The organism is Bdellovibrio sp. MYbb2 (assembly GCF_056175685.1).
Genome location: NZ_JBJKJI010000001.1, coordinates 1,064,372 through 1,078,682 on the forward strand (window position 1 = coordinate 1,064,372; position 14,311 = coordinate 1,078,682).

Annotated in this window: 15 protein-coding genes; 3 read left to right on the forward strand and 12 right to left on the reverse strand. The window is 51.0% G+C overall.

What is annotated here, in order from left to right:
• Positions 1-19 precede the first annotated feature (19 nt).
• On the forward strand, positions 20-373 hold the full coding sequence (locus AC04MQ_RS05285) for a CidA/LrgA family protein (protein WP_041578401.1): 354 nt from the start codon (positions 20-22) through the stop codon (positions 371-373).
• Complete coding sequence (locus AC04MQ_RS05290) at positions 370-1,050, forward strand: LrgB family protein (protein WP_475391380.1); 681 nt, start codon at positions 370-372, stop codon at positions 1,048-1,050. Before AC04MQ_RS05285 ends, AC04MQ_RS05290 begins: the two co-directional genes overlap by 4 nt.
• Here the strand turns inward: AC04MQ_RS05290 and hemH are convergent.
• From hemH to AC04MQ_RS05335, 9 genes are read right to left on the reverse strand one after another with little or no spacing between them, the layout of a single operon-like run.
• The gene (hemH, locus tag AC04MQ_RS05295; RefSeq protein WP_015092450.1) at positions 1,047-2,054 is read right to left on the reverse strand and encodes a ferrochelatase; all 1,008 of its coding nucleotides are present in this window, start codon (positions 2,052-2,054) and stop codon (positions 1,047-1,049) included. The genes AC04MQ_RS05290 and hemH overlap by 4 nt on opposite strands.
• Positions 2,047-3,264, reverse strand: coding sequence for a protoporphyrinogen/coproporphyrinogen oxidase (locus tag AC04MQ_RS05300; protein WP_015092449.1), 1,218 nt, complete (start codon positions 3,262-3,264; stop codon positions 2,047-2,049). The genes hemH and AC04MQ_RS05300 overlap by 8 nt, the downstream gene beginning before the upstream one ends.
• Entirely contained in the window at positions 3,261-4,610 is a 1,350-nt protein-coding gene (hemN, locus tag AC04MQ_RS05305) for an oxygen-independent coproporphyrinogen III oxidase (protein ID WP_475391383.1), read from the reverse strand. The genes AC04MQ_RS05300 and hemN overlap by 4 nt, the downstream gene beginning before the upstream one ends.
• Complete coding sequence (locus tag AC04MQ_RS05310; RefSeq protein WP_015092447.1) at positions 4,607-5,626, reverse strand: uroporphyrinogen decarboxylase family protein; 1,020 nt, start codon at positions 5,624-5,626, stop codon at positions 4,607-4,609. The genes hemN and AC04MQ_RS05310 overlap by 4 nt, the downstream gene beginning before the upstream one ends.
• On the reverse strand, positions 5,623-6,297 hold the full coding sequence (locus AC04MQ_RS05315) for a response regulator transcription factor (RefSeq protein WP_015092446.1): 675 nt from the start codon (positions 6,295-6,297) through the stop codon (positions 5,623-5,625). The genes AC04MQ_RS05310 and AC04MQ_RS05315 overlap by 4 nt, the downstream gene beginning before the upstream one ends.
• A complete protein-coding gene (locus tag AC04MQ_RS05320; RefSeq protein WP_475391386.1) occupies positions 6,294-7,169 on the reverse strand; it encodes a sensor histidine kinase in 876 nt (291 codons plus the stop codon). The genes AC04MQ_RS05315 and AC04MQ_RS05320 overlap by 4 nt, the downstream gene beginning before the upstream one ends.
• Positions 7,170-8,450 carry a glutamate-1-semialdehyde 2,1-aminomutase gene (locus AC04MQ_RS05325; RefSeq protein ID WP_015092444.1) on the reverse strand — a complete coding sequence of 427 codons (1,281 nt, stop codon included), beginning with the start codon at positions 8,448-8,450 and terminating at the stop codon, positions 7,170-7,172.
• Positions 8,438-9,949 carry a hydroxymethylbilane synthase gene (locus AC04MQ_RS05330; RefSeq protein WP_475391388.1) on the reverse strand — a complete coding sequence of 504 codons (1,512 nt, stop codon included), beginning with the start codon at positions 9,947-9,949 and terminating at the stop codon, positions 8,438-8,440. The genes AC04MQ_RS05325 and AC04MQ_RS05330 overlap by 13 nt, the downstream gene beginning before the upstream one ends.
• Positions 9,940-10,848, reverse strand: a complete 909-nt coding sequence (locus AC04MQ_RS05335) for a Rossmann-fold NAD(P)-binding domain-containing protein (RefSeq protein WP_015092442.1) — start codon at positions 10,846-10,848, stop codon at positions 9,940-9,942. The genes AC04MQ_RS05330 and AC04MQ_RS05335 overlap by 10 nt, the downstream gene beginning before the upstream one ends.
• 122 nt (positions 10,849-10,970) lie before the next feature.
• Here AC04MQ_RS05335 and hemB point away from each other — a divergent pair, with 122 nt between their 5' ends.
• Entirely contained in the window at positions 10,971-11,957 is a 987-nt protein-coding gene (gene hemB / locus AC04MQ_RS05340; RefSeq protein WP_041578003.1) for a porphobilinogen synthase, read from the forward strand.
• A gap of 48 nt (positions 11,958-12,005) precedes the next feature.
• On the opposite strand, the gene AC04MQ_RS05345 is transcribed toward hemB, so the two are convergent.
• The 3 genes from AC04MQ_RS05345 to AC04MQ_RS05355 all read right to left on the reverse strand — a co-directional run bounded on the left by AC04MQ_RS05345 (position 12,006) and on the right by AC04MQ_RS05355 (position 14,285).
• A complete protein-coding gene (locus AC04MQ_RS05345) occupies positions 12,006-12,347 on the reverse strand; it encodes a hypothetical protein (RefSeq protein ID WP_475391390.1) in 342 nt (113 codons plus the stop codon).
• A gap of 127 nt (positions 12,348-12,474) precedes the next feature.
• Positions 12,475-13,065, reverse strand: a complete 591-nt coding sequence (locus tag AC04MQ_RS05350) for a hypothetical protein (RefSeq protein WP_475391392.1) — start codon at positions 13,063-13,065, stop codon at positions 12,475-12,477.
• Between the two features lie 92 nt (positions 13,066-13,157).
• Positions 13,158-14,285 (reverse strand): hypothetical protein, encoded by a 1,128-nt coding sequence (locus tag AC04MQ_RS05355; protein ID WP_475391394.1) that lies wholly within the window; start codon positions 14,283-14,285, stop codon positions 13,158-13,160.
• Between the last annotated feature and the right edge of the window lie 26 nt (positions 14,286-14,311).

The following is a 14,311-nucleotide window of genomic DNA, read 5'->3' on the forward strand; positions in this document are numbered from 1 at the left end:
GGAGGATACAGTGGGGGCCATGATTCAGGCCTTTGTTATCCTATTAGTGTTCCAGCTGCTCGGGGAAGCCGTTGTGGCCCTGTTTAAGCTCTTTATCCCGGGCCCGGTGCTGGGTATGGTCTTCTTCTTTATAGCCCTTCTGGTGCGCCCTTCATTAAAGGACAAAGTCGAAATCCTCAGCCGTTCGATCACGGCCCATCTGGCGCTGTTCTTTGTTCCGGCCGGGGTGGGGGTTATTGAGTATTTCGACCTTTTCGGCAAATACGGCGTGGGTATGGTGGTCACGGTTCTAATCAGCACGATCGTCACTCTGGGGATGACGGCCTTCGTATTTCATCAACTGATGAAGGTCGGCACCAAGGAGTCCCCATGATCGAATTGTGCGCCCTGATCATGACCCTGGGGTTTTATCTGACTTCCCGTCGCATCAGTGCGTGGGGCAAGGACAATCCTTTGTTAAGTCCGCCGGTGATTTCGATGTTTGCGATCATCGCGGTATTGCTGATTGCTAAAATTCCCTACCGTGAATACTTCCAGGCCGTCAGGCCGATTCATTTCATGTTGGGACCGGCAACGGTGGCTTTGGCTTTGCCATTATATAATCAACTGGATCGTCTGCGCCGGGTGTTGGTGCCTTTGATGGTGGCTCTGGTAATCGGATCCGCAGTGGGGATTTTAAGCGCGGTCTTTATCGGGGCCTTCATGGGACTTCCGCATGAAGTGCTGTTGTCGCTGACTCCAAAATCCGTGACGACCCCGATTGCCATGGGGATCGCCGAAAAAATCGGTGGGGCGCCGTCATTGGCCACTGTCTTTGTGATGATCACGGGGATCGTTGGCGCCCTGGTGGCGACAACAGTGATGAAGCTTGTGCGGGTGAAAGATCCGGTGGTGAAGGGTTTTGCGATGGGACTTGCTGCCCATGGACTGGGAACGGTGCGGGCCTTTCAGATCGGCGAGATGGCCGGGGCCTTTGCGGGGCTTGCGATGGCGCTCAACGGTTTGATGACCGCCATCATTGTGCCTTTGATACTTTCATTGATTCCTTAGATGCTTTTCACCAGATCGGCAAAGCCCTGAACCCATTTCGGGTTGTCGTTCACACAAGGGACCAGATAATACTGCTCTCCGCCGTGCTCGTGGAAGGTCTCTTGCCCGCCGATGCCGATTTCTTCCAAAGTCTCAATACAGTCAGCAACAAAAGACGGGCAGATAACGGCGATGTTTTTTTTGCCGGTTTTTGCCAGCACTTCCAAACTATGATCAGTTGCAGGTTTCAGCCATTCAGCACGGCCCAAGCGGGATTGGAAAGAAACACTCCAATGGCTTGGAGCCAGATTCAGGGATTCAGCAATCGCCGTCGCCGTGGCAAAGCACTGGGCGCGATAGCAGTTCTTGGCGCAGGCATTTTTGTCGAAACAGCAGTCTTCTGTAGTCAGGCAGCCATGGATTTTACGCACGTGGCTTTCAGGAAGACCGTGGAATGAAAACAGATAGTGGTCGACCTTTTTGTCCTGCAGGGTTTCTTCCGCCAATTTGACGGACGTCCCGATGAAAGAGGCATCATCAAAGAACGCCGGCAGACGGCGCAGGGGTGTGGTCAGATGAAGCTTCTTGGCGGTCTTTTCAGCCAGCTTGAAAGAGCTTCCATTGGTGGCTTCGGCATACTGCGGGAACATCGGGGCAATCAGGATTTCGTCGACACCGGCTTGCTGAAGTTCTTTCAGTGCGGACTCGACAGAAGGTTCACTGTATTGCAGGCCGACTTTCACCACGAACTGGTCTTTTAGTTCATCCTGTAACAGTTCGGCAAATCGGCGGGTGTAAACCGCGATCGGAGAGCCTTCTTTCATCCAGACTTTTTTGTAGTTTTCAGCCGAGAACGGCGCGCGACGGGGAACAATCAAAAGATTGACCAGCGGCCAGCGCAGAACAAAGGGCAGGTTGATGACTTCTTCATCCATCAAAAACTCAGTCAGATATTTTTTAACATCCGGGACTTCGTAAGAGCGGGGGCTGCCAATATTGATTAATAGAAGACCTTTTTTAGCCATGTGCGCTCGCAATCTTTTCGGCGATCAAATCGCTGCGTTCCAGAATTTTGCTAAGACCAATGCCGCTGAGGTAATTGCCGTGCAGGAACAAGCCCTGGGGTTCCGGCACTTCTGCCAGATCCGCCAGTGCGTTTTCCAGTTTCAGGTCATAAAACGGCAACGCCTTTTTCCAGCGGTTGATACGATAATCCAGCAGGGCGTCTTTTTGTCCCAGGATGCGGAAGCGTTCTTCCGCCAGCAGTTTTAAAAGCTCGCTGTCAGACAGATCCAGCAACGCTTCTTCCTGCTGCCCACCCAGAATCCAGGTTTCGTTGTAGGTTTTGTCGCGGTCTTTGAAGATATAAGAATTCATCAGAACCCCCAAAGCTTTCAGGTCAAATCCGCGTGGGATCAGACAGCCAAAGCCCTTGTATTTTTCCTGGGGCTTGGCAAAGAACAACGTCACACTCATCAGTGAAGACATCTGTATATTGGAAAGGACTTTGGAAAAATCGGGATGTTTATTGGCCAGCAGCTGGGTCGCCGCTTTCGCCGAAGTGGCAACCACCACCGGGCCTTGCAGGGATTCCAGATTCACCTGGGAATTCAGATGAATCTTCACGCCCAGTTCCTGCAGGCGGGTTTGCAGATGGTCGACGAGATCCTGCATTCCGCCCGGACCGGTCAGAAGACCTTTGTATTTGCTGCGTTTGTTTCCAGAAAACAGCGGGCCCAGAATCAGACTGGCGCTAAGATGCGTGATCTCATTGCCATAGATTCCCTGCATCGCAGGTCCCAGCAAAAATCTTGTCGTGGCTTTACCGACTTTACGCTCGCCCCAGTTCAGCAGGGTTTCACCGGCTTGAGGGCGCAGGGCTTTTTTTCCACCGGTCAAAACACGGGGAAGCACGCGGCCGATCAGGGCCAGGGTTTCCACAAAAGTCAGCGGCCAGGCTTTAGGAGAATTGCGGAAAAGGAAACGTTTTTTAGAGGACTCCAGGGGATAACTTGGAGTGATGCCCAGTTCGTTGAAAAGGCCTTCGGCTTTTTCAGTGCGAATCAGGGCATTGGCGGCACGTTCGGCGATTCCGTAAGGTGTCTGGTCAGTACCCAGCAATCCCCCGACACGGTCCGAGGATTCGTAAAGTTCTACCTGAAAGCCTTTTTGGGCGAGCCTTAAGGACACTGTCAGTCCCGCAAAGCCCGCGCCGATCACATGCACTGTTTTCATATGGATTGAGAGAAGATTTTGGTCTGTGGTTGTTTGGTTTTCAAGCGCTCATCGAAAAATGCACAGGCATTTCTCAGGAACGGGCGACCGGCTTCGTTTACTGTCAGCTTGTGGTCCTTGATTTCAACCAGTTCGTCTTTGATCATTTCAGCCAGGAATTCCTTGGATTGGTTTTCCTGGGCTTCATTGACGAATGACACTTCAAAGTTCGTCATCAGATTCAAGATCTGTTCGCGACGAACTTTGTCTTCTTCCGTCAAAATGTGTCCGCGCAAAGTTGGCAGACGACCTTCGTTCAAAGCGGCCTCATATAGCGGCAGAACTTTTTCATTCTGGTGGAAGCTGTAAGGGGTTTCAGAAATCGAAGACACACCCATGCCCAGCAGCACGTCGGTGCGCTGATCGGTGTAACCCATGAAGTTTCTGTGCAGGCGCTTTTCATTCATCGCGATACAAAGGTTGTCAGTTGGAAGGGCAAAGTGATCCATGCCCACTTCCACGTAACCGCCTTCGATCAGAATGCCACGGGCGATTTCATACAGGCGGCGTTTTTCAGAAGCCTTTGGCAGGTCCTCGTCTTTAAACAGACGCTGCGCCGGCTTGATCCATGGAACCAGGGCAAAACTGTATAAAGCGATACGGTCCGGGCGCAAAGCCACGGTCGCTTTCGCAGTTTCAGTGATGGATTCCGGAGTCTGGCGAGCCAGACCATAGATCAAGTCAAAATTCACGGAAGTGTAACCCATGTCTCGTGCGTCCTGAGTCAGCTTTTGGGTGATTTCCAAAGGCTGAATGCGATTCACCAGACGCTGCACTTCAGGATGGAAATCCTGAACACCCATGCTGACGCGGTTGAAGCCCAGCTCACGCAAAGCCTTCAACTGGGCCGCATTGGTGCGGCGAGGATCCACTTCGATGGAACCTTCAAAATCGTTGGTGTCGATTTTCACGCGGGAAAGAATCGGTTTCAACAACTGGGTCAAGGCCTCCGCAGACAGGAAGGTCGGAGTACCGCCACCCAAGTGGATGTGTTTCAAAGGCTTTTCCAAAAGCTCGGGAACCTGATCCAGATACAGTTGCCATTCTTTCAGCACCAGCTCCACGTACGGTGTTTCACGTTTGTGGTCTTTGGTAATGATGTTGTTGCAGCCGCAGAAAGTGCAAAGACTTTCACAGAAAGGAATATGCAAGTACAGGGACCAGCCGCCCATGCCTTCTTTCAAAGTGGCGCGCAGATGCTGCACCCATTGATCCGTGGTGGGATTGGTTTCCCAGTAAGGCACAGTGGGATAGGAAGTATAGCGGGGAACTGGTACGTCGTATTTAGCCAGCAGATCTTTCATCATGACAGCACCTCACGGACGGTATCTACGAACAGTTTTACATTCTTTTCAGGAGTTTTCGGCAAAACACCATGCCCCAGACCGCTCACCCAGCCGGCGCGCTGTTCTTTGCTCATGTTCTTCATTGGGGCAAGGTAGGTGTGCATCGCCTTTTTGAAGTCAGCATCATCCATGAACAACAAGCTTTGGTCGAAGTTGCCTTGTACGAAGCCTTTGTTCTGGATGTTGAAGCAATCCGGAAGATAGTTTCTGTGATCGAAGCCCTGACCGGCCCATGGCAGTGCCTTGAAGGCGTCGTTGAAGAACACAGCCTGCGTGCCTTTGGAATAGTAACCGATCTTGCCCGGATAATCCTGAGACAGGCGGGTCAATACCGGCTGGATCCATTCCTGGAAGAACAGAGGTGAAACTTCGCCGGCAGCGGTGTCGAAAATCATCACGATTTCCACGCCACCTTCCAGTTGCAGGCGGATGTTTTCTTTTAGCAGCGGATACATTTTTTCCAGGAACTGCGGGAACATCGGCGCCAGTTTCTTGGACTGGATCAAAGAGCCTGCGTGGGAGCCTTCCACCGCGTACACGAACAAAGTCCAAGGACCACCAACAAAGCCGATCAGACTTTTATTGGAAGGCAGAACCGCACGAGTCGCCAGGACCGCTTCTTTCTGGAAGTACATGAACTTGACCGCTTCTTCCACGCCACCCAAAGTGCCGATGGTTTCTGGAGTCAGTTTGAAACCCAGTTGCGGGCCGTGATCGGTGTATTCCAGGCCCATGCCCAGAGCTTCCAGCGGATACAGAATGTCGCTGAAAAGGATGGAAACGTCGAAATCAAATTCTGCTACCGGGCCACGGGCTACTTCTGCTGCCAACTCCGCGCGTTTGCAAAGCTGGTCAAAGGAATGATTGGCACGCATGCCCTGATAATGTTTGTGATAGCGGCCCGCCTGGCGCATGAACCAGATGGGTGGAACGGCCTGAGGAGTCCTTTTAAGTGCGTTGTGGAATAAAGTGTTCATGTTGCCTCCTCAGTGGACCATTGATAGCCGACGCCGCGAACAGAACGGATGTGTTTTTCTCCGTCATCGCCCAAAAGCTGGCGCAGGCGTACGATAATATTGTCGATAGTGCGATGGCTGGGGTTTTTATCAACGCCCCAGATTTCGTTCATAATTTCATCACGGCTTAGTACCCGTGGTGATTTTTCAATCAAAAGCTGCAGGATCTTCAGATCCGTCACCGGCGGATATTCAATCTGCCCGGTTTTCTTGGTCACGGACATCTGCGTGAAGTTCACCACACAGGATTCCAGTTGCAGTTCGCGCGTCGGTGCATGGGCGTCCAGCACATGCTTTACGCGAATCAAAAGCTCTTTCAAATGGAAAGGCTTTGGAATGTATTCTTCCGCGCCCAGCTCAAACCCCTGCAGGCGGGATTCAGCATCGGCTTGCGCCGTCAGGAACAGGAACAAAATAGGAGCAGTGGCCTTTAGTTTTGCCGCAAGTTCAAAGCCGCTGCCATCAGGCAGGCCCACATCCAGAATTGCCAGGTCATAGTCCTTGGTTTTTGAAAACAGGGACCAGGCCTCACTCAGGGATTTCGCCCAGGAAACTTCATAGTCCCTTTGCAGGCGTTCATTCAGGGTTTCACCCAAAGAAATATCATCTTCAACCAGAAGGATTTTTCTCATGGCAAAGTCCCTTCAAGTTCAATGTGGGATTTGAATCCTTCGTTTTCTTTGGATTCAAACCAGATGTCGCCGTTCATTTTTTCAAGCAGGCGTTTTGTCAGCAGCAAACCAATGCCGTTGCTGCGCACATCCTGGGACATCAGAATCTCAGAACCTAATTTTTTTAAAATACCCTTAAAGCCCAAACCGTCATCCTGGATCACCAGTTCGATGCGGCCTTCGCCGTGCGGGCGAACACGGATTTTCACCGTGGTGGATTTGCCGTGCAGTACCGAGTTCTGCAGAAGATTGCGCAGAACACTTAATAGCGCGCGGCGATCGCCAAGGATTTTGGCTTCCCGTTCAAGCTCCACAGTAAGTTCGGAAAACTCACTGCGCAGACTGGACAGAAGATCACTTAAAGACACTTGTTCTTTCAAAAGCTGGCCGGCTTCAAGGTTTGCCAGCAGCAGGGAATTTTCAAGCTGCAAATCCAGACGCTGAATGTCCTGAATCAGGCGCTTCATCACCGGGTGGGAGGTCGTGTTCAAATCCTCTTCCAGCACCTCGGCTTGCAGGCGCAGACGGGCGATAGAGGTTTTGATGTCATGACTGAAAGTCGAAAAGAAGAAACGCAGGCGCTGATGGCGTTTCTGATCGCGGTAGGTGAAGATCACCAGGGCAATCCCGCCAAACAGGATCGCCGCCAGCAGGATGGAACCTTCCCACGCAAACATGCGGTGAGAAGTTCTCAGTTGTTCGATCGAAGCGTTTTCAGGACTTAGTTTCAGCAGGAAATAAACCCACCACCAACCCACCAGCGAGAAGGTAAAGGCGAACCATAGGATCGCCAATGCCGTCTTGATATGGGGTTTGATGAAGGATTTAGTCATTTACTCCGCCGCATCCACAATAATTTGCGCAGCTTGTTCCAAAAGCTCATCGGTGTGAGCCAAAGAAACGAAGCCAACCTCGTAAGCGTTTGGAGCCAGGTAAACACCTTTGTCCAAAGACTTCAGGAACAGGTTCTTGAAGTTGCCACCCTGGTTTGCCGGGATCTGGTCGATGGAACGGATTGGGTTTGCTGTCGGGCCGTGGATCCAGAACAAGGATGCCACTTGGCTGACTTCAAGGTTCACACCTTTTTTCGCAAAACCAACACGGATGTTGTCAGCGAATTTCCTGGTTCTTTGTTCAAGAACGTTCCAGCCGTCCACACGCTGCATTTTCTTAAGCGTCGTCAGACCTGCGCGCATACCCACCGGGTTTGCGCTCAAAGTGCCGGCCTGATATACATCTCCACTAGGCGCAACCATGTTCATCAGTTCCGCTTTGCCGCCATAGCAACCCACTGGGAAGCCACCGCCGATGATTTTACCGTAAGTCACAAGGTCCGGACGGATGCCAGTTTGTTCAACCATGCCACCCAAGCCCACGCGGAAGCCCGAGATCACTTCGTCAAAGATCAGAAGGCTTCCGTTCTTTTCGCAAAGCTCAGCTACTTTTTTCAGGAACTCAGGACGCTGAACCAAAAGGCCATAGTTGGCAGGAAGTGGTTCGATGATCACAGCGGCAATGTCTTTGCCCTGGGCCGCAAACACTTCAGCCAATTTAGCTTCATCATCCAACGGAGCCACTACAGTGTGAGCCGCCACTTCAGCCGGGATGCCCGCGCTGGAAGAAGCCGATGCGCCCGCAAGTCCGCTGCCTGCTTTTACCAGCAGGTTATCAACGTGGCCGTGATAGCAGCCTTCAAATTTCAAAATTTTAGTACGACCTGTTGCCGCACGCGCCACACGCAAAGCACTCATCACGGCTTCAGTGCCGGAAGATACAAAGCGCAGCTTTTCCATGAACGGCAAAGTGCTGGTGATCCATTCAGCCAGTTCCAAAGAATAGATTTCAGTGGCGCCGAAAGTCCAGGCGGTGTCCACCATACGGTGAACTTCCTCTTTCACTTCCGCATCCAGGTGACCCAGGATCAGCGGGCCAAAGCTTTGGCAGAAGTCGATGTATTTCTTGTCTTCAACGGAAGTCAGGAAAGCACCTTCGGCTTTTTTGAAGAAGACAGGAGCACGGTCAAGACCCTTGAAAGAACGAACCGGGGAGTGAACTCCGCCTGGAGCGACTTTCAAAGCGCGTTGGAAAAGTTCTTCAGAAGTTACTTTGTGCATTGTTTTCTCCAGTCTTCCTGATCCAAAAAGACATGCAGTCGGCTTGGATCGTATTTCTTGTTTTCTTGCAAATAGGATCGGATCACCTGATGAGTGTTACCCGGTCCGGAGGCGTGGTGCTGGGTCTGAATCTCTGGGAATTCCTGCACTGTTTGCAGGAACTGACTGCCGCTGTTCCAGAAGAAAAACTTCTTGTCGCTGACAGGCTCGGTGATTGCTTCCGCTTTCAAAGCATAAGTTGCAACCATCGGCATTCCACCCTGAGTCTGGTTGGCATATCCGTCTTCATGACTCAGTTTTGCCCAAGTCAGTTTCTGGTTTGCCAGCGTGTCCAGTTGAGGGTTTTCCTGCTCTCCAAGGCTTTCCGCACATCCGTGCACCCATATACCTTTTTGAGAGAGGTTTTTCCATGTTTTTAGACCTGCGGTCCATACAAAATCAGTCCATAAAAGGTCCGTCGGCCATGCTTCACTGCGTGCTACAAACAGGGCGGTGGTGCCTACCGGGATTTCATAGCAGGAAATCGCCTGGCGCTCGGCTTTGACGTCAGCAGACCACAATTCAGACGCAGCAAATTGTGGCGGTGGGTTTTTAGGCTGTAATTCTTTCTTATCCAATACCTGGCCGCCGTCAGTCAGGCCCTTTAAAAGGGTGATTCGACCGTAAGGGCGGGACAAAACAGCGATGCCGATCTTCTGATGGCAGCCGCCACCAAAACTGGCCAAAGTATCACGTTCGCTCTGGGAGCAGAGGAAAGTCTCGGGATCGTGAATGATGCTTAAAAGATCACGCAGATCTTTGCGGGTTGCCAGAACCTCCACAGCCAGTGCGCCCTGAGCGGCCGCGTTCGGGTTCACACTCAAAGGCAGAACCACCCAGTTCAGTTCTTTGAAATACTGGCGCAGCTGCTGCTGGCCTTCCATGAATTCCGGCAGCGTGGCAGAGAACAAGCGATCAAAGGCGGCTTTTGCCACGATCAGTCCGTCGGTTTCAGGCGATTCAATCAGCTTGCGCACGCGAGTCAGCATGTTGCCTCGAACGCTTTCGAACTTCACGGATTCCAGCGCAAACGGCAGGTGTTCCTTGAAGAAGCCTGTCAGGTTGTATTCCCGGCGCGGGGACGAGCTGAAGACCTTCAGGGTTTTGCTGGCCTTGATTTTGTCGAAGTGGGACTTTTTCACCAGCAGCAGATCGCGTTGATCCGCACGGGGCAAAGTCGCGCCGATCACGGTTTCTGATTTGAATTCGGTCGGAAGGTCTTTCCAGGAATGCACCACTAAATCAGTTTCATCACGCAGCAATTCGCCAAAGAAGTCCTCGGTGAAGACGCCTTTTTCCGGAATCTTCCACAAGGGTTCAGTCAGGTTCTTATCACCCAGGGATTCGCGAAAACGGTAGTCGATTTCGATCTGTGGATTTTTTTCTTTTAGAGCGTCTCCGACCATGTAGGCCTGAAGACGGGCCAGATCACTTTTCCTTGCGGAAATTCTTAAGCGCATATGTCGTCCCAACCAAGTGGGCGAAGCTCTGTCCTTTGTGTGAAGGCCAATGCGCGCTCTAGCAGAGCGGCTTTAAGAGCCTCCAGTTTGGTGGTCGTGTCTTTTTTGGTTTCCTCGATCTCTGCAAAGAACTTTTGCAGACCCATGAAACCCACATGAGAGAATTGCGATGCAACGATGTCCGAAAGGGCGTTCGCTTCCCCGCGCAGGTCATAAACGGCGTGAGGGCGAGTGTCTTGTTTGTTCATCAGCTCCACAATGCGCTCATCAGTAAGTGGTGCAGCAATCACCAAAGCTTCGCCGTGAATAAAAGCATCATTGTAAGTGGAAATCGTAAGATTGTCGTATTTATCGGCGAAGGCCTGCATTTTTGCAGGTTCACGGCAGATCACCTGAACGGACTTTTTCAAAGCCAGCCACGGAAGGATTTCCTGAGCCAGATGGCCGGAACCGCAGATGGTGACAGAGTCCATGTCTTTTGTGTAGCGACGCAAAAGACTGCCGTAGCTTTGAGATCCCAGGCCCACAAGATGCTGAGCGCGCGTTTTCTTCACTTCCGCCATGATGAAGTTCAGCCATTTCTGGTGATCTCCGAACAAAGGGTCCTGAAGCTGTTTGCGGGAATCGACGAAAAGTTTAAACTGACCGAAGACTTCTGTTTCACCAACAATTGGAGAATGAAGTCCGCACAGAATCTCAAGCAAAAGACTCAGTGCCTTTTCGCCACGAAGAACAGTGTCTTCCGGTTCGATCACATCCGCATAGTTGCCAAGTTCCATTTCTGTGCAGAAAAGGATCTTGCGCAGACACGTCTTGAAGATCGCAGCGTCTTGCAGGGCTGCGAATTCTTCAGAGAAGTTTCTATTGGATTTTCTGTGAACGAGAAGTATATCTTCCATGTAGGGATAGGTTTATCACTAACCTTTCAATAAAGTGTCATCGAAATGTCATGGCTCATGCAAAAGTCTGCCTGTTATTTAAGCAGATGACCCAAAATAAGACCCCAGGGTGGAGGCCGTTTATGAAACTCACTCAAAGACCGAGAAGAAATCGCAATACCGAGGCTTTGCGCCAAATGGTGGCAGAGACAGAACTGCGTGTGTCGCAGCTGGTTCTACCCCTGTTTTTGGTGGATGGAAAGGACCAACAGCAGGCCATTTCCACTATGCCGGGCATTTTCCGCTTAAGCCCGGACCTGACCCTGAAACTGATCGAAAAAGCCGTCGGTCTGGGGGTCAAATCCTTCGACCTTTTCCCAGCCCTGCCAGAGTCCAAAAAAGACAAGTACGGAACAGAATCTTTGAACCCGAACGGCTTAATGCCAACGACTCTCAAAATGATTCGCGACAAGTTCCCGGACGTGACTTTGATTACTGACGTGGCTTTGGATCCCTATTCTTCTGATGGTCATGATGGAATTGTTGAAAACGGCAAAATCCTTAATGACGAAACGGTCGAACTTTTGGCGAAGATGTCTTTGGTTCATGCGCGCGCGGGGGCTGATATTATTTCCCCATCCGACATGATGGATGGCCGTGTGGGGGCGATTCGCGAAGCTTTGGATAATGAAGGTTTCACGAACACCGGCATTCTTTCTTACTCGGTGAAATATGCTTCCTGCTTCTATGGTCCGTTCCGTGAAGCTTTGGATTCTGCGCCTAAGTTCGGTGATAAAAAAACCTATCAGATGGATTTCCGTAACACGCGTGAAGCTTTGCGCGAGATTGACCTGGATGTCGCCGAAGGCGCGGACATGGTCATGGTAAAACCTGCCTTGAGCTATCTGGATGTGATCGCGAAAGTGAAAGCCCACACGCACTTGCCGGTGGCGGCTTACAATGTCAGTGGTGAATACAGCCTGATCAAGGCCGGTCACAAAGCCGGCATCATGGATGAAACCCGCGGCATGGTGGAAACCCTTTATTCCATCCGTCGCGCCGGGGCTGATGTGATCTTCACGTACTTCGCTCTGGAAATGGCCCAGTGGCTTCGCGATAATCGCAATTAATTCAAATGCCGGCGACAGAACTGTTGCCGGCATTTTCTTTTCAGTCGTTTATTTGCTGCAAGGTTTTAGCACGATTTCGACTGTCGCCTGTCTGTCAGTTTCGATCTGCGCAAACAATATAATTTTGCCCAAATTGTCCCAGACTCTGATATCAACCAGTGTAAAGCCTATTCTGTTCTTGATTGTTTTCTGGATGATCTGTTCTGCTTCTTCCGGAGTTCCCGTGTAGCAGATTTTATCAGTGAAAAGAACGTTGGCGGGAATTTTTGTCGCCTTGTCGATAATGGTGATTTCATTGTTGGCGCTGACGATAATAACGGCCTTTTGTTTGGCCTGTGCCGTTGCAGAGAACATCAGGGACAGGGCCGCTAGAATGATAAACTTGCGCATAAAAGCTCCTTTGTTTTTTGGTGTTGAAACAAGGGATGCGTGGAATGTGCCAGATTAGAATGTGAAAGAATGAACTTTCAGGGTGTGGCGCGCGAAAAAGCCACAGACACAGTGACAACTTGCGGGGTCAGCGGGCGTCAGCAGCGGTCATGGATTTTTTTAAAAGTTCAATTTCTTCAGTCGGAGTTTTAATGTTGCAGGCAAGGTACAGGTCCACGCTTGCGACCTTCACGACTTTGACGTAATCGAAGAACTCGGTGCCCTTTTGCTTTTCAAATTCAATATAGACCGGATCATCAATCCAAAGCTGGATTCTTTGTCCGACAAGTTTGTCTTTGTTAAGCCAATTTGTGACTACCGACTCGGTTTTGAAACCCTGCCGTTTCAGCTCGCTTAACGAGGCATCTCCTTCCAATCCACCAATGACAAATTGCCGGGCGTCTTCCAGTTTCTGAATGCTGGCAGCGGGTGTTCCTTTCTTCGCAAACAGGGCCCATTCGACCGTGACCAGAGGGCCGATCCAGTGGAACAAAGCTTCTCGTTCTGTGGTGCGGGCGGTGGAGTACACGCAGTGGCGCGCACCGCTCAAGGCCCGGTTGTAGGCCCGCAACCAAGGATAAAGTCGGATCTGGTATTCGAAACGCAAAGCAGGGCTATTAAGAAAACCAGCGATGATTTCATCAAGACCTCGCCAGTTAACTTTATCATTTCTTAACACGCGGATTCACGATGTCCTTCGACACTGGACCCACGAAAATAAAAAAGGGAGTCGCAGTGACTCCCTTTTAAGTATTGTTTGCAGTTTGAAAATTACTGGAAGTAGTGACGGTAGTAGATCGTGAAGGTCGGATCGATTTTGCCGGTTTCCATGTTGCGACCGTTGTAGGTCTGATAGTTGTGCAAAGTCCCGTGGCTTTGTTCCAGACGGAAACCAATGCGCCAGTTCTTTTTACCGGTGGACAGATCCACGTAACCTGAACCCTGATAACCATCCTGGAAACCTTTGGAATTGTGACCGATCTCTGCTCTGTAAGTCAGAGTTCTTGGGCCGGCCTGACACCACAAAACCCCACCCACGTTGGCAGCCACGTAGCTTGCGCCATCGATCGTGGAACCCCGTCCGCCCAGCTCTGTGAAGGCGCGCACGCGGCAGGTGTTTTTCGCGTTCACGTACTCTTTCGCGATACCTACGTAAAGACCCATGATCATGCCGTCGCGGGTTTTTTGGCCATCACTGACGTAAGTTGGAGTTTTGGTCTGACCCGGTTTCAGGTTGTTCACCATCTGGTGGAACTTGTCCTGCTGGGTTGCTGCTGTCAGCACGTTGCCACGGGAATCAGACTGCAGTTGCTGCCAGCCGGCTTCGGCTTTCCAGTAGAAAGTTTCAGCGCGGGCGTTGTCGATATTGTCGATAACGAACTTCAGAACATTTTCATTCGTGAAGTGCTGGTCAATACCACGGCCACCGTCCGGAAGTTGTTTGGCAGTGCCTTCGATTTCGCGGGTGTACAAGTCTGAAGTCGCATCAAACTGCAGGTAATGACCCGTTGGCAGGAAGCCACCAATGGAAAGTTTTGATCCATGAGTATAGCCGTTGTCATCAGTGTCAGCGCCCACGGCAATTGGATTCAGCAAGTTGTAGTCGTTGGTCACCGCAAGATAAACACTGATACCACGTGGACGTTCAAAGTCTTCACCTGGAAGGAACTGTCTGAACATTTCAGGAACATCGCGGGCGTCTTTGAATCGGATGTGGATCACACCACCCAGTTTTTCCGGGCGGGCGGCGTTGTTGTAGGAATATTTATGACTGAAGATATCAGGCTGCGTGTTCTCGGCGTACAGATCTTGGAACTTCCAGAACTCTTCAGCATGGGCCACTGAAGAAAGACCAAGAACGGAAGAAAGAACCAACGAGCCCCATCTTTTAGAAATCATGAATCCACCTTGCAAATTTTTAATAG

What these genes read in the sequence shown, in the direction of transcription:
- hemH (WP_015092450.1), bottom strand. Translation starts at nt 2,054, where the DNA reads ATGGCTAAAAAAGGTCTTCTATTAATCAATATTGGCAGCCCCCGCTCT.
- AC04MQ_RS05310 (WP_015092447.1), bottom strand. Translation starts at nt 5,626, where the DNA reads ATGAACACTTTATTCCACAACGCACTTAAAAGGACTCCTCAGGCCGTT.
- AC04MQ_RS05290 (WP_475391380.1), top strand. Translation starts at nt 370, where the DNA reads ATGATCGAATTGTGCGCCCTGATCATGACCCTGGGGTTTTATCTGACT.
- AC04MQ_RS05330 (WP_475391388.1), bottom strand. Translation starts at nt 9,949, where the DNA reads ATGCGCTTAAGAATTTCCGCAAGGAAAAGTGATCTGGCCCGTCTTCAG.
- hemB (WP_041578003.1), top strand. Translation starts at nt 10,971, where the DNA reads ATGAAACTCACTCAAAGACCGAGAAGAAATCGCAATACCGAGGCTTTG.
- AC04MQ_RS05345 (WP_475391390.1), bottom strand. Translation starts at nt 12,347, where the DNA reads ATGCGCAAGTTTATCATTCTAGCGGCCCTGTCCCTGATGTTCTCTGCA.
- hemN (WP_475391383.1), bottom strand. Translation starts at nt 4,610, where the DNA reads ATGATGAAAGATCTGCTGGCTAAATACGACGTACCAGTTCCCCGCTAT.
- AC04MQ_RS05335 (WP_015092442.1), bottom strand. Translation starts at nt 10,848, where the DNA reads ATGGAAGATATACTTCTCGTTCACAGAAAATCCAATAGAAACTTCTCT.
- AC04MQ_RS05315 (WP_015092446.1), bottom strand. Translation starts at nt 6,297, where the DNA reads ATGAGAAAAATCCTTCTGGTTGAAGATGATATTTCTTTGGGTGAAACC.
- AC04MQ_RS05320 (WP_475391386.1), bottom strand. Translation starts at nt 7,169, where the DNA reads ATGACTAAATCCTTCATCAAACCCCATATCAAGACGGCATTGGCGATC.
- AC04MQ_RS05355 (WP_475391394.1), bottom strand. Translation starts at nt 14,285, where the DNA reads ATGATTTCTAAAAGATGGGGCTCGTTGGTTCTTTCTTCCGTTCTTGGT.
- AC04MQ_RS05325 (WP_015092444.1), bottom strand. Translation starts at nt 8,450, where the DNA reads ATGCACAAAGTAACTTCTGAAGAACTTTTCCAACGCGCTTTGAAAGTC.
- AC04MQ_RS05285 (WP_041578401.1), top strand. Translation starts at nt 20, where the DNA reads ATGATTCAGGCCTTTGTTATCCTATTAGTGTTCCAGCTGCTCGGGGAA.
- AC04MQ_RS05300 (WP_015092449.1), bottom strand. Translation starts at nt 3,264, where the DNA reads ATGAAAACAGTGCATGTGATCGGCGCGGGCTTTGCGGGACTGACAGTG.